Source organism: Chryseobacterium gregarium DSM 19109, assembly GCF_000430845.1.
Classification (GTDB): Bacteria; Bacteroidota; Bacteroidia; order Flavobacteriales; family Weeksellaceae; genus Chryseobacterium; species Chryseobacterium gregarium.
Genome location: NZ_AUMU01000017.1, coordinates 81,243 through 103,997 on the forward strand (window position 1 = coordinate 81,243; position 22,755 = coordinate 103,997).

General features: G+C 41.9%; 23 protein-coding genes. 19 read left to right on the top strand and 4 right to left on the bottom strand.

The window, feature by feature from the left end; genetic code table 11:
* The first annotated feature begins 99 nt into the window (after positions 1-99).
* The 5 genes from H561_RS0117535 to H561_RS0117555 all read left to right on the top strand — a co-directional run bounded on the left by H561_RS0117535 (position 100) and on the right by H561_RS0117555 (position 4,823).
* The gene (locus H561_RS0117535) at positions 100-603 is read left to right on the top strand and encodes an RNA polymerase sigma factor (RefSeq protein WP_027388193.1); all 504 of its coding nucleotides are present in this window, start codon (positions 100-102) and stop codon (positions 601-603) included.
* A 16-nt stretch (positions 604-619) separates the two neighbouring features.
* Positions 620-1,435: a hypothetical protein gene (locus H561_RS0117540; protein ID WP_027388194.1), complete on the top strand. Its 816-nt coding sequence runs from the start codon at positions 620-622 to the stop codon at positions 1,433-1,435.
* 124 nt (positions 1,436-1,559) lie between these two features.
* Entirely contained in the window at positions 1,560-3,581 is a 2,022-nt protein-coding gene (locus tag H561_RS0117545; protein ID WP_027388195.1) for a M4 family metallopeptidase, read from the top strand.
* Between the two features lie 127 nt (positions 3,582-3,708).
* Entirely contained in the window at positions 3,709-4,215 is a 507-nt protein-coding gene (locus tag H561_RS0117550; RefSeq protein WP_027388196.1) for an RNA polymerase sigma factor, read from the top strand.
* Between the two features lie 11 nt (positions 4,216-4,226).
* A complete protein-coding gene (locus tag H561_RS0117555; protein ID WP_027388197.1) occupies positions 4,227-4,823 on the top strand; it encodes a hypothetical protein in 597 nt (198 codons plus the stop codon).
* Between the two features lie 32 nt (positions 4,824-4,855).
* On the opposite strand, the gene H561_RS0117560 is transcribed toward H561_RS0117555, so the two are convergent.
* Complete coding sequence (locus tag H561_RS0117560) at positions 4,856-5,419, bottom strand: YdcF family protein (RefSeq protein ID WP_027388198.1); 564 nt, start codon at positions 5,417-5,419, stop codon at positions 4,856-4,858.
* An 8-nt stretch (positions 5,420-5,427) separates the two neighbouring features.
* On the bottom strand, positions 5,428-6,969 hold the full coding sequence (locus tag H561_RS0117565; protein WP_027388199.1) for a S41 family peptidase: 1,542 nt from the start codon (positions 6,967-6,969) through the stop codon (positions 5,428-5,430).
* A gap of 142 nt (positions 6,970-7,111) precedes the next feature.
* Between H561_RS0117565 and H561_RS0117570 the strand changes: the two genes are divergently transcribed.
* Positions 7,112-8,209 carry an MBL fold metallo-hydrolase gene (locus tag H561_RS0117570; RefSeq protein ID WP_081411688.1) on the top strand — a complete coding sequence of 366 codons (1,098 nt, stop codon included), beginning with the start codon at positions 7,112-7,114 and terminating at the stop codon, positions 8,207-8,209.
* 1 nt (position 8,210) lies between these two features.
* Here the strand turns inward: H561_RS0117570 and H561_RS0117575 are convergent, their stop codons facing one another.
* Positions 8,211-8,498, bottom strand: a complete 288-nt coding sequence (locus H561_RS0117575; protein ID WP_027388201.1) for a GNAT family N-acetyltransferase — start codon at positions 8,496-8,498, stop codon at positions 8,211-8,213.
* A 307-nt stretch (positions 8,499-8,805) separates the two neighbouring features.
* Between H561_RS0117575 and H561_RS22740 the strand changes: the two genes are divergently transcribed.
* The 4 genes from H561_RS22740 (at position 8,806) to H561_RS0117595 (ending at position 12,593) form a co-directional block, all read left to right on the top strand.
* Positions 8,806-9,231 (top strand): hypothetical protein, encoded by a 426-nt coding sequence (locus H561_RS22740; protein ID WP_034762648.1) that lies wholly within the window; start codon positions 8,806-8,808, stop codon positions 9,229-9,231.
* A gap of 109 nt (positions 9,232-9,340) precedes the next feature.
* The gene (locus H561_RS0117585) at positions 9,341-10,240 is read left to right on the top strand and encodes a helix-turn-helix domain-containing protein (RefSeq protein WP_027388202.1); all 900 of its coding nucleotides are present in this window, start codon (positions 9,341-9,343) and stop codon (positions 10,238-10,240) included.
* A gap of 88 nt (positions 10,241-10,328) precedes the next feature.
* On the top strand, positions 10,329-11,330 hold the full coding sequence (locus H561_RS0117590; protein ID WP_027388203.1) for an aldo/keto reductase: 1,002 nt from the start codon (positions 10,329-10,331) through the stop codon (positions 11,328-11,330).
* Positions 11,331-11,402: 72 nt separating this feature from the next.
* Positions 11,403-12,593: an MFS transporter gene (locus H561_RS0117595; RefSeq protein WP_027388204.1), complete on the top strand. Its 1,191-nt coding sequence runs from the start codon at positions 11,403-11,405 to the stop codon at positions 12,591-12,593.
* 246 nt (positions 12,594-12,839) lie between these two features.
* Here H561_RS0117595 and H561_RS0117600 read toward each other — a convergent pair whose 3' ends face one another.
* Positions 12,840-15,059, bottom strand: a complete 2,220-nt coding sequence (locus tag H561_RS0117600) for an NADP-dependent isocitrate dehydrogenase (protein ID WP_027388205.1) — start codon at positions 15,057-15,059, stop codon at positions 12,840-12,842.
* A 171-nt stretch (positions 15,060-15,230) separates the two neighbouring features.
* Between H561_RS0117600 and tpx the strand changes: the two genes are divergently transcribed.
* The 9 genes from tpx (at position 15,231) to H561_RS0117645 (ending at position 22,668) form a co-directional block, all read left to right on the top strand.
* Positions 15,231-15,728, top strand: coding sequence for a thiol peroxidase (gene tpx, locus H561_RS0117605; RefSeq protein WP_027388206.1), 498 nt, complete (start codon positions 15,231-15,233; stop codon positions 15,726-15,728).
* Positions 15,729-15,950: 222 nt separating this feature from the next.
* Complete coding sequence (locus tag H561_RS0117610) at positions 15,951-17,162, top strand: DUF763 domain-containing protein (protein ID WP_027388207.1); 1,212 nt, start codon at positions 15,951-15,953, stop codon at positions 17,160-17,162.
* A gap of 602 nt (positions 17,163-17,764) precedes the next feature.
* Complete coding sequence (locus tag H561_RS0117615) at positions 17,765-18,829, top strand: hypothetical protein (RefSeq protein ID WP_027388208.1); 1,065 nt, start codon at positions 17,765-17,767, stop codon at positions 18,827-18,829.
* A gap of 434 nt (positions 18,830-19,263) precedes the next feature.
* Positions 19,264-19,854 carry a Crp/Fnr family transcriptional regulator gene (locus H561_RS0117620; protein ID WP_051349435.1) on the top strand — a complete coding sequence of 197 codons (591 nt, stop codon included), beginning with the start codon at positions 19,264-19,266 and terminating at the stop codon, positions 19,852-19,854.
* 228 nt (positions 19,855-20,082) lie between these two features.
* Entirely contained in the window at positions 20,083-20,493 is a 411-nt protein-coding gene (locus H561_RS0117625; protein WP_027388210.1) for a VOC family protein, read from the top strand.
* 20 nt (positions 20,494-20,513) lie between these two features.
* Positions 20,514-20,945, top strand: coding sequence for a VOC family protein (locus H561_RS0117630; protein WP_027388211.1), 432 nt, complete (start codon positions 20,514-20,516; stop codon positions 20,943-20,945).
* A 73-nt stretch (positions 20,946-21,018) separates the two neighbouring features.
* Positions 21,019-21,432 (top strand): SRPBCC family protein, encoded by a 414-nt coding sequence (locus H561_RS0117635; RefSeq protein WP_027388212.1) that lies wholly within the window; start codon positions 21,019-21,021, stop codon positions 21,430-21,432.
* Between the two features lie 39 nt (positions 21,433-21,471).
* Positions 21,472-21,717, top strand: a complete 246-nt coding sequence (locus H561_RS0117640) for a helix-hairpin-helix domain-containing protein (protein ID WP_228372297.1) — start codon at positions 21,472-21,474, stop codon at positions 21,715-21,717.
* An 84-nt stretch (positions 21,718-21,801) separates the two neighbouring features.
* Positions 21,802-22,668: a VOC family protein gene (locus H561_RS0117645; RefSeq protein WP_027388214.1), complete on the top strand. Its 867-nt coding sequence runs from the start codon at positions 21,802-21,804 to the stop codon at positions 22,666-22,668.
* Positions 22,669-22,755: the final 87 nt, after the last annotated feature.

The following is a 22,755-nucleotide window of genomic DNA, read 5'->3' on the forward strand; positions in this document are numbered from 1 at the left end:
TATTAAGCCATCATAATCCGTTTATAAAAATTGAAAAATAAATGAGATTAACTGTAACAAATTCTGAAAACGGCTACTAACTGGTACACAGCCAAAGAAATGCCTTCACCGGAAAAAGAATTCCTGGAGAAAATTGAGAAACATAAAGGTGTGATTTTCAAGATTTCCAAGATGTATATGAATAACCTGGACGACCAGAATGATCTCTATCAGGAGATCATCTATCAGGCATGGAAATCATACAGCAATTTTCAGAAGAAAAGCGAGTTTTCCACATGGCTTTACAGAACCGCCCTCAATACGGCGATTGTATTTCTCCGGAGCGAAAAAAAACGCAGCTTTATACAGAACCAGCATATAGAGAACCTCAGAGTTCATCAGGATTCCTATAATGATGCAGAAGACCTGAATATGAAAATGATGTATGAAGCCATCCAGCAGTTGAGCCCCATTGACAAAGCGCTTATTTTCTTTTTTCTGGAAGATTTCTCCGGAAAGGAAATAGCCAGGCAGCTGGGACTTACGGAAGTGAATGCAAGAGTGAAGCTCAACCGGGCAAAAGCCAAACTGAAAGAACTTATAGATAAACAAAGGGCTGTTTAATACAAACACGTTAAGTATGGAATTAGAAAACTTTAAAGAACTCTGGAACAGGGAAGAGCATAATCTTCCGGAAATTTCGCTGGAAAAGCAGGACGAAATCCATTCCCCGCTGGAGATGATCCGGATCAATATGAAAACCGAATTCTGGCTGATGATCGTTACGCTGCCGGCTGTTCTCATCGGGTTTCCGTTTGCTACACAGGACTTTAACGTCAAAATGATCGCCGTCTTTGTTACTGTTCTTACTTTGGGGCTGGTGGTCTATTTTTATTCCAGGTTTTTAAAGCTGTATAAGATGCTGTCCAAAACCAGTATCAATACAAATTACGATCTGTTCAATATCAGAACCCAGCTTCTGGTTTCCAAAGAAATCTATATCTGTTATTATATCTCTTATATTCCGCTCGCATTTGTCTCTTCCCTGGAACAGATTAATTTTAAATTTAATCTTGATTATCACATTGCAATTTTCGGGATTACTTTCCTGATCGCTGTTTCGTTACTTTGTGTCATTATCAGATATTGGATTTATTATATGTACGGGAAATACATCAACGATGTCGTACGATTGGTGGATGAACTAAACGGCGTTGAACTGATCCCCGAAAAAACCCGGAAAATTACCTGGTTTGAACGTTCCCAGAAGTTTTTCATGACCCGGTTCGGAATCCGTGGGAATATTCTTAATACAGTGATCTGGTTTATCTTGGCATACCTCTTTATTATTATCTTTTTTTCACTGACTATTGCCGGGATTATTATACTTGGAGCAAAGTTCGGTTGGATTGACCTGCAGGTTCTCCTGAAAGCTTTGGACAGGAGTGATTCATAATTTTATTGTATTTAACAAACGGTGTTGTGAAAATATCTGCTGCAAATTTTAAATAAAAGAAAACCTTCCTGTAACATTTTCCTGTTTTTTCTACTAACTGTCAGATTTAATCAAAAAAGTTACTATGAAAAAAACAGTTACAATGGTTAGGGCATTGGTTTTTACATTTGCCATAGGTATGGCGCCGGTTTCCTATCTAAAAGCTCAGAAAAAAGACAAAACGGAAGTTTCCGTGAGAGATTTGCCAAAACGGATGATTACCTCTGCTCTGGGTAATTTCAGTGCTGATTTCAGCGGGCAGCAGGTCACGTCGGATTTCCTCGCCGGTCATCTTGCCCAATGGCTGGGCGCGGGCAGCGATCACACTTTTTCTCTGGTAAAGACCTCAACGGATGAACTGGGGGTCCGGCATTCCGTTTATCAGCATTATTATAAAAATATAAAGGTTGCTGACGATCTGATCCTGCTTCATGAAAAAAATGGGGAAATCACTTTTGTTAACGGAGAATTCATCGGGAACATTGATCTGGTTATTTCACAACCTCTTACACAGGCTGAGACACAGAGTAAGGTACAACTGGATATGCGGGCCCCGGATATTACTTTTACGGATTTTGATCAGGTAATTGCCAAAGTGAATACAGGAAAGGAAGTGAAGCTGTATTCAGCCTCTCAGATTAATGCGCTTTCATTAAAAACACTGCGCAGCTATATGTATTACATCGATAATGCCGGCGGCGGGGTTGTTAAAAAATTAGAAAAAATCCATCATCATACAGGAAAAGCTTCAGTAAGCCCTTTGCTCGATACTTCCTCTACCAGTGCAACCTATTATAAAGGGAATCAGCAGATTACCGTGGATTCATATAACGGGTCTTACCGTCTGAAAGACAATACAAGAAACATCCATACCATGAATGGTTCCAGCTGGGACGGAAACGGTACTGCAGCCGGCGGCCTTACAGGAAACATTACGGAGTATACCAATGCAACGGCCAACTTCACGTCGGCAGCTTTAAAAGCTCCTGTAGAAGTACACTGGGCTATGAAAACGGCTTATGATTATTATCTGAACGTCCATAACAGAAACTCTTATGACGGGAACGGTTCAATCATCAGGAATTATTATAATATCAATTTTAACAGGGATACCACTACAGGTGCAGGCCAGGCCCCTGAAAGCGGAATAAACGCAGCGGCAATAGATACACAGGGCATTGTGGCTATGGTATACGGAAACGGGATATATCAGGGGCTTTCAGGATATTTCAATCCTTTTGTGGGAATCGATGTGGCGGGACATGAATATTCCCATCTCATGGTCAGCCGTACGGCCAATTTAGCTTATCAGGGAGAGTCAGGCGCATTAAACGAGTCTTTTGCAGACATGTTCGGTGCGGCTATCGAATTTTATTCTAATATTACGCCGAACTGGACCATAGGAGAGGGGATCCCTAATCCTGCCTTGGGATTCACCTACTTAAGGAGCATGTCCAACCCGAATTCCGGGCCTGCAGCATTGGCTTCCCAGCAGCCTGATACCTATCAGGGTACCTATTGGGTAGATCCTGCTAGTACAACGGATAACGGAGGCGTACATACCAACAGCGGTGTGGGCAATTACTGGTTTTACCTGTTGTCTGCGGGAGGCTCAGGAACCAATGATCTCGGCCATGCGTTTAACGTCACCGGTATCACTCTACAGAAAGCAGAGAAAATCGCCTACCGTACTTTAGCAAATTATCTCACTCCGAACAGCCAGTTCGTTGATGCTTATACAGCCAGCAAGCAGGCGGTTGCAGATCTTTACGGTGCCACGGGAAATGAGCAGCAGCAGAATGTGAAAGCCTGGTACGCTGTGGGAATCGGCAATGGGTTACTGGCAACCCATGAGGTTAAAAATGATATTGAAAATCAGTTTTCGGTATTTCCGAATCCTGTTAAAAACGGGACTGTTACCATTGAGAGCAATAAGAATGACGCGGGATTTGAAATTTATGATATTTCAGGAAAACTTATCAGAAAGTCTGAGAAGTTACAGAAAGGCGCCAACAGAATCAGCATCAACGGAATTCTTAAAGGGGTTTACGTGATAAAAATAGGTTCAGATGGCAGTACCGTTTCCAAAAAAATGATTGTGGAATAACTTTATCCTACACGACAGAAAAATGAAACCCGGCAGAATAAATTCTGCCGGGTTTTTTAATTATTTTTCACAAAAAAATGTAACATTTTTGTGAAGCTGAAACTAACGATACAGAGCATAAGAAATCATGGCCTCATCAGAACAGGAATTTTTAAAGAATATCGAAAAACACAAGGGGATCATTTTTAAGATTTCCAAGATGTATATGGACCGGAAAGATGACCGGGACGATCTCTTTCAGGAGATTACCTGTCAGGTCTGGAAGGCTTATCCCCAGTTCAAAGGCCAGAGCGAATTTTCCACCTGGCTGTACAGGATTGCCCTCAATACGGCCATTGTATTCCTTAAAAACGAAAAGAGAAGGAGTTTTATCGGCCGTGAAGATTTTTCCGAATACAAAATCATGCAGGAAGAATTCGATGCTGAAAAAGAAGAGAAGCTGAATGCCATGTATAAAGCCATTCATCAGCTGAACCCTATTGATAAAGCGTTTATTTTCTATTACCTCGAAGATGTTTCCGGAAAGGAAATTGCCGGGCAGATGGGAATTTCAGAAGGAAATGTAAGGGTAAAGATGAACCGCGCCAAAAATAAGCTGAAAGAGATCTTACAAACAATACCCACTCACTTTTAAATTAAAAAATTATGAATATCGACGAACTTAAAAACGCATGGAATGAAGACGATTCCCTTGCCGGTACTCCTGAAATCAGTATGGAGCAAAAGAAAACCATCCATCTTCCGCTGGAAAAAATCCGGAAAAACATGCGTATGGAATTCTGGTCTACTTTTGCACTCTTTATTTTCGGATTTTTTATTGTTTATTCCTGTCAGGCACCCTTTAAATTCAAATTTTACATGGGCATCTTATTGGCTTCCATGGTTTGTGTCACTTTTTTCTTTTTCAGTAAATTTTTTCAGCTTTATAAAGAGATGACCGATCCCGTGATGAAGACGTCGGAAAGCCTGAAGGATCTTTTGTACCAGTTTGATCTGAATAAACAGTATTACCTTTCGTTCTACCTTACTTTTGTGCCGTTCCTGGTGTGTGAACTGATTATTGTCATGGAATTTATTCCGCGTCCGCAGCCTCTTTCCGATACGAAAATTGCATCCGTGCTGATCGGGACGCTTGCGGTAGGTTTATTTGCTCTGTTCGCTTTCGGGAGCTTCTGGTTTAAAAGGCTGTACGGAAAACATATTCAAAAAATCAGAACTCTTTTGAATGAATTGGAAAAATAGGTTCGGGCGGGCTTTCAGCCCGCCCGAACGGCTTATTGGATATAATACGCCGGAAATTCCCGGAGCAGCGAATACAGGTCCCGAAATTCAAAATAATCCGGGCTTGCACTGTGCACTTCCCCAAAACCCTGGTCTTTAAATAATTTTTTTGTCCGGGTCACATGAAAATACTGGGAAACCACGATAATGCTGCCGAACTTCAGCTTTCGCCTCAGCTGTAAGGTATTCTCAACCGTTGCGCGCGTGTTATTCCCAAAGTTATCAACTGTGATTAAAGAATCAGGGATGCCTTCTGACACAAGGAATGCTTTCATCCGGTCTCCTTCATAATACCCTTCCTTTCCCAGTCCTCCGCTGACAAGGATCTTTCGGATCCGGTGGTTTCTGAATAAGTCAATACCACATTCAAGACGTTGTTCAAGCCTTTCCGACAGGGTTCCGTCTTCATTCACCTTACTTCCTAAAATAACGGCGAGGTCTGCTTTTTGGCCATCGTCGGAAATACCGTCAAAGATAATGAAGGCAGAATGGACTGTAAACCATACGGCTAGTACCGAGGTAATAATTTTTATAACGGTAAAAAACTTTTTTGCCATAGAACAGTTTACTTTGTGCCGGCGGTCTTTTCTTTATGGATTTCATTCATTATCCAATCCAGCTGTGGATCTTTTTTACTGATGATATCATGGAGGGTTTCTTTTACCGTAACATCAGGGAGTACGCCTTTCCTGGTGTGGGTGAAAGCAATATCAGGCTGTACCAGCACCAGTCCGACAGGAAGGTCAATTTTAGAATTAGGGAGCTGCTGATAGGAATAAAACCCGGCCACGGTCCCGTCATTGGCGCCGCCGGTTTCCTCACCGACAAGAACAGCCCGTTTATCATTCTTCAGTTTCGCTGTAAAAATAGAAGAAGCGGAGAAGCTCCCGCCGTTTATCAGGACAAAGACCTTTCCGGTAAAAACATTTTTGTTGGGCTTTGCTTCCTTAGCAGCTTTCATACGGTAATAAAATTTCCCGTCTTTTTTGTAGGTTCCGAATGCCTGGGCAAAGAAAAAAACAGGGTAGGCAAGACCTTTAAAAACATATTCGAGAGGATTGCTTTTCCTGAAATATTTTGTTTTCAGGGGAGAGGTTTTCGATGTCACCTCCGAAGGCTTTATCAGGACATAAGGTTCAGGACTCAGATAAGAATACAGGTTCAGGATCTCTTCCAGGGAGCCGCCGTAATTGTTTCTCACATCAATAATCAGATAGTCGGATTCTGCTTTTTTAATTTTGCTGAAAGCTTCCTGGTAAAATTTCACGGAATAGGCTCTTGAAAAGCTTTTTACTTTGATATAGGCCATGCTGCTGTCGGCATCCAGAAATTTGAAAGAACGGTTATACGAATCGTTGAAAGCTACATAGTCATTGATCTTTTTCTCCGGAGTCCGCTTTTGCTGTGCCTTGTCTTTTTCAAGATCTGCCGTGTTTTTTGTTTCTCTGGCCAGGAAGTACGTTTTTTTTGCTCCGTTATACAGCGTTTCCAGTTTTGCTCCGTTTTCATACCCGTTCTCGGCCACATAAAAATAGAAGAGCCAGTCTTTCAGGAAATAAGGCTGGAAGGTGGTATTGAAACCGTCACTGTTGATGAGCTGCCCGTATTTTTTCAGGTAGGCGGATGCCGGAATTGTATTGATGGACAGGATTTCCGTTCCCGGTTTAATGCCCTGAATTGAATCTTTGTTTTCTGCAATGTAAAGGTGCTTCCCCTGGACATAATACCCGAAACGGCTGAACATGGCTTTTTTATTTTCCAGGGCTTTGGTTTCCTTTCTTGAAAGCCTTTTCATCGGGATTCTCAGCGAAAGATGCGCTTCACGGATGTCTGAGATGACCGGCTGTAATTTAAAATAAAACTGAAGCGGTGTAAGCGGTTCATGGATTGTCTTTTTGACACTGTCAAATTTACGGTCCAGATTTTCTTTGGAAATATACAGGTAAAGCTGGGGGTGCAGCTCTTTCAGCCGGGAATAGGCAAAATCCACATCCTCTCTCAGTTTTTCCGGAGGGAGGCAGGAAGATCTCTGCTCATTGTGTCTTCTGGCTGATGTGCAGGAAGTTACGGTAATGAGTAAGAAGATGATGAAATAATTCTTCTGCAATTTTTATTGTATTGGAATTCAAAATTAAAAAGTTTAGCCATTAGTTGGTAAATTAATTGATGATTATTTCAATTAATTTAAAGGTTTACGGTTGATGGATCGTCATATCCCGTAATGTTATACATTTGACACCTTATACATCATGATGTACACAATAATTGGCATAGCCGTTTTAATCGTTTTATTATATCTCCTGATTACCGGCCGGGAAGTGTTCGGTGCCGAAGCGAAAGGGAAAAGACTGGAAAGGATACAGCAGTCGGAACATTATAAAGACAGGCAGTTTCAGAATCTCAGTATCACGCCTTCGCTTGCAGAAGGGTATTCCATGCCGAAGGTAATGCTCGACTTCTTTTTTAAAAAGAAAAATCCGCTTTTAAAACCGTTGAAAAACATTCCGGCGGTCCATACCGATATCAAGAGCCTGCCTGAAGACAAGGATGTTTTTATATGGCTGGGCCATTCCTCCTATTATATGCAGCTGGAGGGGGTTTCTTTTCTGGTAGATCCCGTGCTGAGCTCCTATGGCTCACCGTTCCGGTTTTTTAACAAAGCCTTTGCGGGTGCAGACCTGTTTACGCCGGATGATATTCCTCAGCTTGACTATCTGGTAATTACCCATGACCATTATGACCATCTGGATTACCCCACTGTTAAAGCCATCAGGGACAGGGTCGGAAAAGTAATTCTGCCGCTGGGAGTCGGTGCTCATTTGGAAAGATGGGGATATGCTCCCGAGCAGCTGATCGAAGAAGACTGGGGAAGTGAAGCTGCTTTAAAAAACGGTATTAAAATCACTTTTACGCCGGCAAGGCACTTTTCAGGCCGGAAGATGAAAAGGAATGTCACTTTATGGACTTCCTATGTTCTGGAAACCCCGTCTCAAAAATTTTTCCTGGGAGGCGACAGCGGCTACGATACCCATTTTAAGAGGATCGGCGAACAATACGGGCCTTTTGATTACGCCATCATGGAAAACGGACAGTATAATCAAGCCTGGAAGTACATTCATGCCCTGCCGGAAGATGTTATTCAGGCCAGTATCGATGTGAATGCCAAAAATATTATTCCTGTGCATTCCTCAAAATTTGCGCTGGCATTACACGCCTGGAATGAACCTCTGGATCAGGTAACCCGTCTCGGGAAAGATAAAAATTTAAATATCCTGACCCCGATGATCGGCGAGCCGGTTGAGCTGAATCAGGCAGAGCATCATTTCAAGAGGTGGTGGAAAGATTAATTTAAGCGTGCCAGATCTCTTTATACCTTTCCGGATGGTTTTCAAACTGCTGCCTCACGAAATCACATTCCGGATCTACCAGCAAGTCATTTTCTTCGGCGTATCTTACCAACTCATCCAGAAGCATTTTTGCGTACCCTTTGCCTTCATATTCTTCATCGATCTTGGTGTAATACACAATCAGTACCCTGCCGTCAATCTTTACCGACATATAACCCGGTTTTTTTTCATCGATCAATAGCTGAAGTTCGTCCTGATGGGGAGAGACCTGAAACGTTATATTTTCCATAATATTAAGGTTTTGACTGTTAGATATCAGTGCCGGTAACACCTGTTCTAAATTACGAATTAAAAATTACAATGTCTGTTTGGTATGCGATTATAATTTTATAAACTTTTTCCCGCTTATTTTTCTGAGCATTTCTGTCCTGAATTTTATTTATTGCCTGTTATCTGCAGGCTGTGTGAATGGCAGAATTTTTTTAATCTCTCTTGTACAATAAATCCAGCAAAGTTTTCTGTATCCCCAGCTCATGAAAATGGATTGGCATTTTAATTGCGCGTTATCCTTCAGTTTAATTTTAAAACGGGTAAATATGAAAAAGTGGTTATGTACAGCGTTATTGTTAGGGACATTCAGCTTAAGTTATGCGCAGTCCGATTATTACAATGACTACAGAAGAAGTGTTACGGATATCAACTGGCAAAGTGTGATTTCGGATCTCGTATTGTCAAGCACCCAGGCAAACCAGGTATATGCATTAAACGACCGGTACCGTGATTATAATTCATGGAACAGCGTATATGTCAGCAATCCTGATCGCTGGAGAAATGACAGATACGTGGAACTTGAAAGGATTCTGGGAAAGGATAAATACGCAAAGTTCAAAAACAAATACTATAAAGGACAGAATCCTGTAGCGGTTTATAACAGAAGTAAAAATAATGATAAGCGTTATAAGCACATGAATAAGAAAGCAAAGGCCCATCAGCCTAAACACCATGGAAAAAAGCATCATTAAAAAAGATAATCAAAAAATATATTCAAGGCTGAATTGGCTGTTCTCCGGATCAGTCAATTTTTTTGTTAATTTATAATGTGGTGTTGTTTGATTTTTATAATTTTGGATAATGGAATCTAAAGAAACGATACAGGACTTTTATGAACGTAATGCCGGTCAGTTCGGCTGTATGAAGACCCCGGGGGTAGGCCATTTCAATGTATTTTCCCGGGATAACTGTTCATCCATTACGCCGTACAGCAGGAGAGATTACTATAAAATTTCGCTGATCATCGGTAAAGGGACGCTTCATTACGCAGACAAGTGGATTTATGTCGACCGTCCTGCATTGCTGTTTTCAAATCCTGTAGTGCCTTATTCCTGGGAGGCGGAAGATGAAAATCAGAAAGGGTACTTCTGTCTTTTTACCGATCACTTTCTGCACAACGGCAGCCGTTCCGGAACCCTTCTTGATTCCAAACTTTTTAAGGTAGGCGGAACCCCGGTTTTCTTTGTGGATGAACGGCAGCAGGAAACAGTAAATGGTCTTTTTCAAAAGATGACGGACGAAATAAAGTCAGATTACCCGCATAAATATGATATGCTCCGGGCCTATCTCCACCTGCTGATCCACGAAACAATGAAAATGCATCCTGCCGATAACTTTGAACCGTATCAGAATGCTTCGCAGCGGGTAGCTGCCCTGTTTATGGAGTTGCTGGAAAGACAGTTTCCGATTGACAGCCCGGAACGGTACCTGAAATTGAAGACCCCGACGGATTACGCCGAGAACCTTTCCATCCATGTCAATTCACTCAACCGCTCCGTTAAGGAAATCACCGGAAAAACCACTACGCAGCAGATTACGTCAAGGATTATCCATGAAGCCCAGGCACTGCTGAAGCATACAGACTGGAACGTCTCTGAAATTGCTTACGGGCTGGGTTTTGAAGAGCCTGCCTATTTCACCAATTATTTTAAGAAGCAGACCGGAATGACCCCGAATGCCATAAGAACGGCTGTTGTTTGATTTTTATAATTCTTTGTTTGATTTCTATATTGAAACCGTACTGTTTCTATTATAATTTTGTCCTGTTAATTTAAAATCACGAAAACTTATGAAATTCAGAAAATTAGGAAATACAGGAAAAGAATTGTCTGCCATCGGCTTAGGATGCATGGGAATGAGTTTTGCGTACGGGCCTGCAGACGAGCAGGAAAGTATACAGACTCTTCACAAAGCTTTGGATCTGGGCGTGAACTTTTTGGATACGGCAGATATGTATGCCAACGGAGAGAATGAAAAACTGATCTCAAAAGTACTGGTCCCGAACCGCGACAAAATTTTTATTGCGACAAAGTTCGGGTTCAGGTTTAAAGACGGGAACGCAGGCCACAGCGGAGCCCCGGGAACCTACTTCGACGGCTCGCCGGAATGGATCAGGAAGGCGGTTGACCTGAGCCTTCAGCGGTTGAAAATCGATGAAATCGACCTGTATTATGCCCACAGGGTAGATCCCAATATTCCGGTGGAGGAAACGGTAGGCGCCATGGCCGAACTGGTACAGGCGGGAAAAGTAAAATACCTCGGGCTGTCGGAAGCGTCTGCAGAATCAATCAGGAAAGCCCATGCCGTTCATCCGATCACGGCTTTACAATCGGAATACTCACTTCTGACGCGTGATGTTGAAGGAGAAATCTTATCTGCAATCCGGGAGCTGGGTATTACCCTGGTCCCTTATTCGCCGCTGGCAAGGGGACTGTTTTCCAATATCAGCGAAGCTCAGCATTTCGGAGATGATGATTTCAGGAAATCGCTGCCGCGCTATCAGGAAAAATATCTGGAAAATAATACGAACCTGGCCGGAGAGATCAATGCATTCGCCGCTTCAAAAGGGGTTAAGGGAACACAGCTGGCTTTGGCCTGGGTTCTGAACCAGGGCGAAGACATTATTCCGATCCCGGGAACCAAACGGATTAAATACCTCGAAGAAAATATTGAGGCGGTGAATATCGAACTTTCTTCATCAGACCTGGACACCATCGATGCCATCCTGAAAAAATATCCGGATACCGGGGAAAGGTACAGTGAAGGTTCCATGAAACTGGTCAACAACTAAAGATGCTACCGGATCCGGATTTCTGAAGAATATCAGAAATCCGGGTTTTATGACAAAATATTAGAAACAGCAATGGTTACACTCAAAGAAAAAAATAAATTTATTGCCACCCTTCTGGCATTTGCCGTCATCCCGATGTCGGGCCTGGCAACGGATATCTATCTGCCTTCAATGCCGAGTATGGCCCTCGGACTGCACCAGCCGGAAAGCAGCATCCAGCTTACCCTGTCCATATTCTTGATCAGCTACGGACTGACCCAGTTTTTTGCCGGAAGCATTGTTGATTCATTCGGACGGTATAAAATTTCTATGATTTCGCTGGCTTTGTTCGTGGTTTCATTTCTGATTACGGCAACCACCCAGAATATTTTTGTAATCTATGCGATGCGGGTACTTCAGGGCATGCTGTCGGGATTTGCTGTGGTATCGAAGCGCGCCTTTTTCGTAGATGTCTACGATGGGGAAGAGCGGAAGCATTACCTCAGCATCATGACGATTGTCTGGTCGGTAGGGCCTATCATAGCCCCGTTTATCGGCGGGTACCTGCAGAAAATTTTCGGATGGCAGTCGAATTTTTATGTGCTGGCCGGATACAGCCTGCTGCTGTTCATTCTGGAGTTTATCTTTTCGGGGGAAACCCTGAAAAAAAGAAATCCTTTTCATCTGGAATTTTTACTGAAGGAATATAATTCGATGTTTAAAGCGAAAGATTTTTTTTACGGAATGATTATGTGCGGACTGAGTTATTCGATGATTATGTTCTTCAACCTGTGCGGGTCATTTATTATTGAGCATAAAATGGGGTATTCGGAAGTTGTGGCCGGATATGTTTCCCTAATCCTCGGGTTTGCCTGGATGACCGGCGGATTTCTCGGGAAAGCGCTGATCAACAGAGCATTTTTACCTAAGATCCGGTATGCAAATTTTGTACAGCTGGGATTGATCGCAGCCATGTTTTCGGCTTCTTATTTTTCAAATAACATCTACAGCCTGGTGGCGTTTGCCTTTTTAATTCATATCACGGCCGGATTTATTTTCAATAATTATTTTTCCTACTGCATCGGCCGGTTCCCGGATTCTGCCGGAATCGCAGGCGGACTCACAGGCGGGGTTGCCTTTATTATTACCTCAGCCATCAGCTATGGGATTGTAGCCGTTATAAAACCTCAGGTTCAGCTGGAAGTGGCCGAAGGGTATTTTGTACTTGGTATTTTGGGATTGCTTGTGTTAAGCATAATCAAACTGAGAAAAGCGCATGGTTAATTACAGATTTAGCGGCTTTTAAAACAGATTGTAGAGATGGATATTAATCCTGTTTTTTTAAGCTTTAAGTGGTATGATACTATTGATTATATCAAAAAAATATTGATCATATTATTGAGATGCTTCCTGATGTCAGAAGAATAAAATAACTTACATTTGATGCTGTTTTAAAATCATTTATACTTTAGCAGAAATAAGAAAGCTCCTTGTAAAAGGAGCTTTACTTTATTTTAATCGGTTCCGGAATTAAATCCCGTCAATGATTTCATTCAACACCGTACTTGGTCTCATGGCCTGATACGTTTTAAACTTATCAGTTTTGTAATAGCCGTCAATGTTCTGAGGTTTGCCCTGTGCCCCGATCAGTTCAGAGTTAATCACTTCCTCGTTTTCCTGCATGGTTTTGGCAATCGGAGCAAACTGAGCTGATAATTCAGCATCTGCCGTCTGGTTGCCCAGTGCTTCAGCCCAATACATGGCAAGGTAGAAGTGAGATCCTCTGTTATCGATCTGTCCCACTTTTCTTGCAGGGGATTTATCGGTAGCTAAGAATTTAGCATTGGCTTCGTCCAGTGCATCTGCCAGAACCTGCGCTTTCGTATTGTTCTGGGTCTGTGCCAGGTGTTCCAGGGAAGCCTGAAGCGCCAGGAATTCACCTAAAGAATCCCATCTTAAATAACCTTCTTCAACGAACTGTTCCACGTGTTTCGGTGCAGAACCTCCGGCTCCGGTTTCAAATAACCCACCGCCGTTCATCAACGGAACGATAGAAAGCATTTTTGCAGAAGTTCCCAGTTCAAGAATCGGGAAAAGGTCTGTTAAATAATCTCTCAGTACGTTTCCTGAAACAGAAATGGTATCTTTTCCTTCTCTCGCTCTTTTCAGGGTTTCCGTCATGGCATCTTTCACATCAAGAATCTTAATGTCAAGTCCGGTAGTATCATGATCCGCAAGGTATTTTTCCACTTTTTTGATCATTTCCCTGTCATGGGCCCTTCCTTTATCTAACCAGAAAATAGCCGGCGTATCCGACAGCCTGGATCTGTTAACCGCTAATTTTACCCAATCCTGGATCGGGGCATCTTTTGTCTGGCACATTCTGAAGATGTCTCCTTTTTCCACTTTCTGGGAAAGAAGCACGCTTCCGGCTTCATCCTGAACCTCAATGGTTCCGTCAGCCGCCGCCTGGAATGTCTTATCGTGGGAACCGTATTCTTCCGCTTTCTGTGCCATTAAACCAACGTTCGGAACAGAACCCATGGTCGTAGGGTCCAGTTTTCCGTGTGCTTTCATATCGTCAATCACGGACTGATAGAACCCGGCATACGAACGGTCCGGGATGATACAAACCGTATCTTCCTCATTTCCGTCTTTGTTCCACATTTTACCGCCGCCTCTTACTAAGGCTGCCATGGAAGCATCAACGATAATGTCGGAAGGAACGTGGAAATTGGTAATCCCTTTGTCGGAGTTCACCATAGCTACTCTCGGTCCGTTAACCAGGGCCGCTTCAATATCGCCTTTAATATTGGCCTCCTGCTCATTCCCTTTGATTTTATCAAAAAGATCCGCAAGACCGTTGTTCGGATTGACATCCAGCGATCTGAATGTTTCGGCATATTTCGTAAATACTTCTTTGAAGAACGTTTCTACGATGGCCCCGAAAATAATAGGGTCGGAGATCTTCATCATCGTCGCTTTCAGATGGGCGGAAAGCAGTACGTTTTTGTCTTTCGCTTCGCTGATCGCCTGCTCTACGAATGATCTCAAAGCATTCAGGTTCATCACGGAAGAATCGATTACTTCTCCGGCCTGCAGGCTGGCGAAATCTTTTAACAGGGATTCAGAACTTTCATCGCCTTTGAATACAATCTTATATTGTGTAGCATTTTCAAGAGTAATGGAAGTCTCGGTGCCATAGAAATCTCCCGTATTCATGTGAGCCACATCCGTTTTGCTGTCAGAAGCCCAGTCGCCCATTCTGTGCGGGTTGGTCTTGGCATAGTTTTTAACGGCTTTCGGCGCACGTCTGTCAGAATTTCCTTCTCTTAACACCGGGTTAACGGCACTTCCCAATACTTTGGCATATTTGGCTTTGATGGCTTTTTCCTCGTCATTTTTAGGTTCTGCCGGATAGTTCGGAACCGCGAAACCTTTAGACTGCAATTCGGCAATAGCCGCATCCAGCTGAGGTGCGGAAGCGGAAATATTAGGCAGCTTGATAATGTTCGCATCGGGCTGGGTGGCCAGTTCGCCCAATTGAGCCAAAGCATCACCGATCTTCTGGTCATCTTTCAGGAACTCCGGGAAATTGGCTAAAATTCTTCCTGCCAAAGAAATATCCGGAACGGCAATCTCAATATCTGCTGATTTGGTAAACGCTTTTACAATCGGTAAAAACGAGTGGGTAGCCAACATGGGAGCTTCATCCGTAAGGGTGTAATAGATTTTTGATTTGTCTGACATTATACTGTTATTTATTATTTGATTTTTTAAGACTCACAAATTTAGTTAAAAATTAATTTTTAAGGTCAATCCTGAAAAAGATTTTCCACTTTAAGAATTATTTAACCTTATTGCAAAGGAAAAGTTTCCCGTTTTCATTAAATTTGAGAAACTTAAAAAAAGAATTACATTATGTCAAGCATCACGCTAAAAGGAAACGAGGTAAATACATTGGGAAAACTTCCTGAAATAGGATCTGCAATCAGAGATTTTGCTTTGGTGGATTCAGGGTTGAATGTAAAAACGCTGGAAAACTTTGAAGGTAAAAAAAAGGTATTCAATATTTTTCCAAGCATTGATACGCCTACCTGTGCAGCTTCAGCAAGAAAGTTCAATGAAGAGGCCAATAATCTGGAAAATACCGTGGTAATCAATGTTTCTAAAGACCTGCCGTTTGCCCTGACGAGATTCTGTGCAGCGGAAGGCCTGGATAATGTGGAAACACTTTCGGATTTCAGAGGGACTTTCGGTGATGATTATGAAGTAACGATCACAGATTCTCCGATGAAAGGCCTTTTAAGCCGTGCCGTAATTGTGACTGACGAAAACAATAAAGTAGTCTATACGGAACAGGTTTCTGAGATTGCCAACGAGCCTGATTACAGTGCCGCTTTAGAAGCCCTAAAATAATTATCCGGAAAAATTTTTATAGAGCCTTGTGAAGATTATCTTCACAAGGCTTTTCTGTTAAATACGTCTTTACATGAAGTATATTCAATAAAGGCATAGGGGGCGGTCATTCTCTCAGAATCATGTTCTTCGTACTATTTAATCTTAACTTATAATAACAGTGTATTGAAATAACTGATCCGGATCATTAAATATCATCTGTTTAAAACGTACTTTTACACTATGAAACGTTCCGGAACCGCCACCTTACCCCTTCACTACGGAAAAGTTCCGCCCTGGCTGTACGAAAGAATGTCTGTATTGGGACTTTCAATTGTAGAAGTCATGCTGGCAGATTACGGAAAGGATGAGGTGCTCAGAAGGCTGGCGGATCCATTCTGGTTTCAGAGTTTCGGGGCGGTGATGGGGATGGACTGGCATTCTTCCGGAATTACCACCTCCGTTATGGGAGCATTGAAACGAAGCATCAATCCGGGATCCAAAGAACTCGGCATTTATATCTGTGGCGGAAAAGGCCGGTTTTCCAGGGAAACGCCTAATGAGCTTCTTATTATCGCCGATAAAACAGGACTGAACGGAACGGAACTGGTTCGCGCCAGTAAACTCTCTGCAAAAGTCGACAACACGGCAATTCAGGACGGTTATCAATTGTACCTCCATAATTTCATCGTTTCAGACGAAGGAAACTGGACAGTCGTGCAGCAGGGAATGAACGATGCAGACGGAACGGCAAGACGTTACCACTGGCATTCCGAGAATATGGAATCCTTTGTTGATGAACCGCACAAAGGTATCCAGGGAATCAACCGCGGAAATATTTTAAATTTAACGGCCCATGAAGCACAGGAAAGCCGGAAGGGAATTTTGGAAATTTCCCACACCCATTCAGAAAAGATCATGCAGGATTTTGCCAATCTGATCCTGCCTGCACACCATGAGGTCCGGGCTTCCGATGTCGACTTGAAAAAGTTGGGAACGCTTCTGTATATGACACGGGAAAACCAGCCTGAGAACTTTGAAGAACTGCTTTTGTTAAAAGGGGTCGGTCCGCGAACTTTGCAGAGCCTGGCTTTGGTAAGTGAAGTGATCCACGGGTCACCTTCAAGGTTCCGCGATCCTGCGAGATTTTCTTTTGCACACGGGGGGAAAGACGGCCATCCGTTTCCCGTACCGCTGAACGTTTATGATGAAACCATCAATATTCTGCAGAAGGGAATTGAAAAATCCAAACTGGGAAATTCTGATAAATTACAGTCAGTCAATAAACTTCACACCATCATTGCAGAAGCTGAGAAAAATTTCACCCCGGATTTTGACATCAATGATGTGATTGAGGAAGAACGGCAGAACTCATGGCGTTTCGGCGGGAAAACCGTTTTCGGGGATGCTGAAAAACCTTCAAAACCAAAACCGATACAACTTTCCTTGTTTTAGATAACCTATTCAGAGCCTGTGATAATTTTTATTGCTCTTTTAGTATTTAATAATGGGTCAAGTGCTCTAGAGACCTTTCCGGAATTTCTACGGTCTATAACTCCAATAGACTTAAATTTCCTCATATTAATCTTTACGGCAATTGAATTAATGCAATTTGTGCTTTGTCTCTTATGATTTTGTCCCGATATGGCAGGTGGCTTCCTATAAGTACCGTTTAATAGGGGTGTAAATCCATGCCTGGAGTCGATTAATTTTCAAGTAACAATTGAAATTATGTGTTGAAAGTTTGCTGTATATAAATATGGGCGCATTTCAGGAATTTAATATTATTTATCAGAAGAAATTTTAAATATAGAGATATTAAAAAAACAGTGGCAACGATTGTATTTATTGTCTTTAATTTTGAGTTTTATGGCCAATTTAAAAAGATGTTATCTGTCTTTTTTATGCATCTCAATTAGTAAACAGATATTGTTCTGTTGATTTAATTGTATTTCAATAATAATTTATTGTTAATCGTGTAATTCAATTTATGGAAAATTAAAATTTCATAAAGGCGGCTTAATTTTTGAGATCTTTTTTCATTAAAAAAGTAATATATGAAAATTAAATCTTTACTCAGTCTGTTTATCATGGTCATGTTTGGTTTTATCAGTTATTCGTGTGGAAGTAATGATGATGCAGATATAGAAGTAATCCCTTCGGCTCAATCTCAGGATGTGTATGCAGCAGGAAGAGAAAATTATGTTGCCAAATACTGGAAAAACGGCGATCCTGTTGTTTTAGGAAAAGCTTCAGGTGTGTCTGATGCCAATGGATTGGTAGTGGTTAACAATGATGTTTATGTGGTTGGTTACGAAATCAATAATGCCGGAAAACATGTTGCGAAATATTGGAAGAATGGCTTGGCCACAGATCTTACAGATGGCAGCAGAGATGCATACGCAAACGATATCTTCATCCGGGGAAATGACATCTATATCGCTGGACAGGAAATGATTAGTGCCGGAACTACTTATGTGGCAAAGTATTGGAAAAACGGTGTTGCAATTAATCTGACGGATCAAAACCAGAATGCCGTTGCATCAGGAATTGCTGTTTATAACAATGATGTCTACGTCATCGGTGAAAGACGCGAGCTTACCTGGTCAAATCCCATTGCATGCTATTGGAAAAATGGCCAGGTTAAAGATTTGGCAGATCAGTCGACCTACGCAGCAGATCAGGCAATTGCCGTTTCCAATAATGATCTGGTCATGGTATGGTCTGCCTCTTACAACAGTTTCGGACAACTGAGAACACAATATTCCAAAAATCTGTCTGCTCCAGTGGTTTTGCAGGATGGTACTTCAAGTTTCAGAGGCTCTTCTGTCGCAATTTCAGATAATGATATGTATGTTGCAGGCACTGGTCTTTCTTCAAACGGAAATGATTTGGTGGCTAAATATTTAAAAAATGGTGTGCCGGTATCATTGATGAATGAATCAGGCTATTCTGAAGCATTAAGCGTCAGTGTTTCAGGGACAGATGTTTATGTGGCCGGATCTCAGATGATTTCTTCACCGGCTGCCAAAGCCACCTATTGGAAAAACGGAAAAGCCGTATCGCTTACAGACGGATCTTCTGATGGCCTGATAAGAAAAATAGTTGTGGTAAATAAATAATTTATTGAGTTAAATGAAGATGCGGATTAATAAAATTATAAATTACGTTGATATTCATAGGTATTTGACATTAAGGTAGTAAGAATTGCTCAGGTTAATTGGTTAATGATTATTCCGAATTTTTTGCTTTTTATTTCACATTCTAATCTATAAGTGATTCAAAGAGATAGGGATTAATGGAACAAACAAAGGCATTGGCCTCCCAATTTCGGATGATGTTGATTACTTAACCTGAATAATAATTTTTGCGAAAAGTTTTAATTTTTATCATTTTGAAATTTTATTAGGTGAATTTACCACAGGCTGTTAAGCGGAATTTCAGGGATTAAAGTTTTGATTTATTTGCATTAAGATGAAATAATGTTATTATTTTTCAATATTTCATATTCAATTACGATAAAAATTTTAATTTTAGAGCCTAAACCATTGATTGAATGACAAGCAAAGCCCTGGAAATCTGCTACGACTTCCCGTTTTTTATGTCCGAAGAACTTGAAGAGATCTTCCGGGCTCATGAAACCGTGCATTTCCGGAAGGGCGACTGCATTCTTAAAGAAGGAAAAACGGCTAATGAATATTATATCCTGGAAAAGGGCCTGGTCCGATCATTTGTCAATGATTTTAACGGGAATGAAGTCACTACCCATTTTTTCACGGAGAATGAAATTGTCATCGAAGTATCTTCCCTGTTCCAGAGAATTCCGTCACAGGAAAATATAGTCTGCATTACCGACTGTGAATGCCGGAAAATGCCTTTTGAAACGTTCCAGGAATTATTCCATAAAATTCCCAACCTGAGGGAATGGGGCAGGTCATGGATGTCCCAGCAGCTTTTTATATACAAACAGCGCTCTGTAGAAATATTTACGCTGTCTGCAACCAAACGGTACCTCGGTATTTTAGAGCAAAAGCCTCAGGTCATACGGTTCGCCCCGCTGAAACAGATCGCATCTTACCTGGGGGTTACCGACACTTCATTAAGCCGGATCCGGAAAGAACTGGTCTCTCATCCCAAGAAAAATTAAATCTTGTCTTATGGCAAGTTGATTTTCATTTTAACCGGGTAATTTGGTTAAAAATTTCAGAGCGTGTCTAAAACTTATTTCAAAAATAATTTCCCGTTGATTTTTTAGCTTCGGCAGAGTTAAGTGCAGGTAAAAAATCTGCGTGGGCACGATAGGCTGCGGGAACAGAACTCAAAATAAAGTTTTAATAAACGTTCAGGATTAGAATTCAATACTAAAAATTACAGAATGAAAATCAACCAAATTTATGTCAACCTTCCGGTAAAGGATATTCAGAAAACAAAAGAATTCTGGACGAAAATCGGTTTTTCCGTGAACGATCAGATTTCAGATGAAAGAGCAGTCTGTATCGTTTTAAATGACAGTTCTTTCGTCATGTTCATCACCGAAGAATATTTCCAGACCTTTTCTGAGAGGCCTGTTCCGAAAGGTGATACTACCCAGGTTCTGATTGCGATTGGTTTAAGCAGCCGCGAGGAAGTTGATCAGGTTGTAAACGCCGCTGTCGCCAATGGCGCAACCCAGCACGAAGAGCCGCAGGATTACGGATGGATGTACCATAATTCTTTCTGGGATATCAACGGGCATGGCTGGAACGTAACCTTTACAGACCTTTCCAAGATGCCGTCACAACCATAAACTTTTTAAAATAAATAATCATGGTGAAATTAAATCCGTACTTAAATTTCGATGGGAAAGCAGAAGAGGCTTTCCGTTTTTACAGATCCGTTTTCGGCGGCGAATTTCTGGGCGAAGTATACAAAATGAGCAATGCCCCGGGCACCGAAAACCTTTCCGATGAAGAGAAAAACAGGGTAATGCATATTGCGCTTCCGGTAGGGAATGACCTGCTGATGGGATCTGATGTGGTTCCCGGTTTCGGACAAAAGCTGACCGTCGGAAATACCCATTATGTTTCTATTTTCCCGGAATCACGGGGTGAGGCCGACCGGCTTTTTAAGGCACTGTCTGAAGGAGGAGACATTGAAATGCCGATTGAAGACCAGTTCTGGGGAGACTATTTCGGAAGCTTTCAGGACCGGTATGGTATCTTTTGGATGATCAATTATAATGAGGAATATACAAAATAGCTTATCTTTAGACTGAATTATATTGAGGGTAACCGGCTTGCGGTTGCCCTTTTACACCCTAAAATACACTGATATGGAACCGATTACTATTGATATCACCATTTTATCACCCGTGAAGAAAGTCTGGGACTGCTTTAATGCACCCGAACACATTACCCAATGGAATTTTGCCCATGAAACCTGGCATTGCCCCAGTGCTGAGAATGATCTGAAAGCCGGCGGGACATTTAAGACCAGGATGGAAGCAAAAGACGGAAGCTTCGGGTTTGATCTTGAAGGAACCTATGATGAGGTGATTCCGTATGAAAATATAAAATATCATCTTCAGGACGGCCGGAAAGTGGAAGTGATTTTTGAAGCCGTTGATGAAAATACAACCAAGGTTACGGAGAGATTCGATCCCGAAAAACAGAATTCGGCAGAGATGCAGCGGGACGGATGGTATGCGATTCTGAATAATTTTCACAAATACGTTGAAAACCATTAATCCGTCCAAGATTTTTAAGCCATGATCAATTTAATTATAATGGCAAAGTGTCTTACCTCCGTTTATGCCGTAAGCCACACAGTACAAAGCAATTTCCTGAAAGGGATCATTGCCGTGCCTGCCAGGCGGGCACTGGAAAAAGAAAAAATAGATTCCCTCGAAAAGCTGTCGGGATATTCTGAAGATGAAATCATGAAGCTCCACGGCTTCGGAAGAAATACCATGAACAAACTGAAGCGGTACATGAATGAGCAGCGGGTTTCTTTTAAAGACCAGTTGTTCTGAATGAACACGGATTGCCAGGATTTTCATAACAGCGGTATAATGTTACGGTAAAAAACAGAAATCACTCAACCTAATTTAAACGAAATGAACAACGATATATTCCCATGCCTGTGGTGCGATGAAGAAGCACAGGAGGCCGCAGCGTTCTACTGCGAAATATTTGAAGGAAAGATCACGGCAAATACGCCCGTGGTAATGAATATTGATCTTTTCGGTCAGAAATTAATGCTGCTTAATGGCGGCCCGCAGTTTAAGAAAAATGCTTCGGTTTCATTCATGGTCATTTGTGAAACGGAAGATGAGGTCCTGAAGTATTGGGACCGGCTCACGGAAGGCGGAATGGTTTTAATGCCTTTGGATTCTTATTCATGGAGCAGAAAATACGGCTGGGTCAAAGACCGGTACGATGTGACATGGCAGATCTTCTTAGGGGAAAAACAAACGGAGCAGAAAATTATTCCGACTCTGATGTTTATCCATGAAAATAACGGAAAAGCAGCAGAAGCCATGAAATTGTACACCGAAACATTTCCGAATTCTGATATCGGAAGTATTTTAAAATATGGGGACGGAAGTGAAGGCCATCCGGCTAGCGAACCTGCGGAAAACATTCAGTTTGCCCATTTTGAAATTGACGGTTACCGTTTCTTCTGTATGGATAATTCTTATGATCATGCGTTTGATTTCAATGAAGGGATTTCAATGGTCGTAATGACCGATGACCAGCAGCAGACCGACCGGTACTGGGATGCACTGACGGCCGGCGGAGGAAGGGAAAGCATGTGCGGATGGCTGAAGGACCGGTACGGGCTCAGCTGGCAGATCGTCCCGAAAAGGCTGATCCAGCTGATGAATGATTCTGATCAGGAAAAAGCCCATAGAGTAGTCCAGGCCATGATGAGGATGCAGAAAATCAATATTAAAGAGCTGGAAACTGCTTATTCCTCGTAGATCGCTTGAGATGGTAATAAAGCATGAAGTTCGGAGTTTAAGATTTGTGCCTGCTGTCATTTTACATTGAAAACATAAATGGAATTC

What these genes read in the sequence shown, in the direction of transcription:
- H561_RS0117540 (WP_027388194.1), top strand. Translation starts at nt 620, where the DNA reads ATGGAATTAGAAAACTTTAAAGAACTCTGGAACAGGGAAGAGCATAAT.
- H561_RS0117630 (WP_027388211.1), top strand. Translation starts at nt 20,514, where the DNA reads ATGGTGAAATTAAATCCGTACTTAAATTTCGATGGGAAAGCAGAAGAG.
- tpx (WP_027388206.1), top strand. Translation starts at nt 15,231, where the DNA reads ATGTCAAGCATCACGCTAAAAGGAAACGAGGTAAATACATTGGGAAAA.
- H561_RS0117570 (WP_081411688.1), top strand. Translation starts at nt 7,112, where the DNA reads ATGATGTACACAATAATTGGCATAGCCGTTTTAATCGTTTTATTATAT.
- H561_RS0117620 (WP_051349435.1), top strand. Translation starts at nt 19,264, where the DNA reads ATGACAAGCAAAGCCCTGGAAATCTGCTACGACTTCCCGTTTTTTATG.
- H561_RS0117575 (WP_027388201.1), bottom strand. Translation starts at nt 8,498, where the DNA reads ATGGAAAATATAACGTTTCAGGTCTCTCCCCATCAGGACGAACTTCAG.
- H561_RS0117560 (WP_027388198.1), bottom strand. Translation starts at nt 5,419, where the DNA reads ATGGCAAAAAAGTTTTTTACCGTTATAAAAATTATTACCTCGGTACTA.
- H561_RS0117595 (WP_027388204.1), top strand. Translation starts at nt 11,403, where the DNA reads ATGGTTACACTCAAAGAAAAAAATAAATTTATTGCCACCCTTCTGGCA.
- H561_RS0117585 (WP_027388202.1), top strand. Translation starts at nt 9,341, where the DNA reads ATGGAATCTAAAGAAACGATACAGGACTTTTATGAACGTAATGCCGGT.
- H561_RS0117535 (WP_027388193.1), top strand. Translation starts at nt 100, where the DNA reads ATGCCTTCACCGGAAAAAGAATTCCTGGAGAAAATTGAGAAACATAAA.
- H561_RS0117640 (WP_228372297.1), top strand. Translation starts at nt 21,472, where the DNA reads ATGGCAAAGTGTCTTACCTCCGTTTATGCCGTAAGCCACACAGTACAA.
- H561_RS0117545 (WP_027388195.1), top strand. Translation starts at nt 1,560, where the DNA reads ATGAAAAAAACAGTTACAATGGTTAGGGCATTGGTTTTTACATTTGCC.
- H561_RS0117610 (WP_027388207.1), top strand. Translation starts at nt 15,951, where the DNA reads ATGAAACGTTCCGGAACCGCCACCTTACCCCTTCACTACGGAAAAGTT.
- H561_RS0117600 (WP_027388205.1), bottom strand. Translation starts at nt 15,059, where the DNA reads ATGTCAGACAAATCAAAAATCTATTACACCCTTACGGATGAAGCTCCC.
- H561_RS0117625 (WP_027388210.1), top strand. Translation starts at nt 20,083, where the DNA reads ATGAAAATCAACCAAATTTATGTCAACCTTCCGGTAAAGGATATTCAG.
- H561_RS22740 (WP_034762648.1), top strand. Translation starts at nt 8,806, where the DNA reads ATGAAAAAGTGGTTATGTACAGCGTTATTGTTAGGGACATTCAGCTTA.
- H561_RS0117635 (WP_027388212.1), top strand. Translation starts at nt 21,019, where the DNA reads ATGGAACCGATTACTATTGATATCACCATTTTATCACCCGTGAAGAAA.
- H561_RS0117615 (WP_027388208.1), top strand. Translation starts at nt 17,765, where the DNA reads ATGAAAATTAAATCTTTACTCAGTCTGTTTATCATGGTCATGTTTGGT.
- H561_RS0117645 (WP_027388214.1), top strand. Translation starts at nt 21,802, where the DNA reads ATGAACAACGATATATTCCCATGCCTGTGGTGCGATGAAGAAGCACAG.
- H561_RS0117555 (WP_027388197.1), top strand. Translation starts at nt 4,227, where the DNA reads ATGAATATCGACGAACTTAAAAACGCATGGAATGAAGACGATTCCCTT.
- H561_RS0117590 (WP_027388203.1), top strand. Translation starts at nt 10,329, where the DNA reads ATGAAATTCAGAAAATTAGGAAATACAGGAAAAGAATTGTCTGCCATC.
- H561_RS0117550 (WP_027388196.1), top strand. Translation starts at nt 3,709, where the DNA reads ATGGCCTCATCAGAACAGGAATTTTTAAAGAATATCGAAAAACACAAG.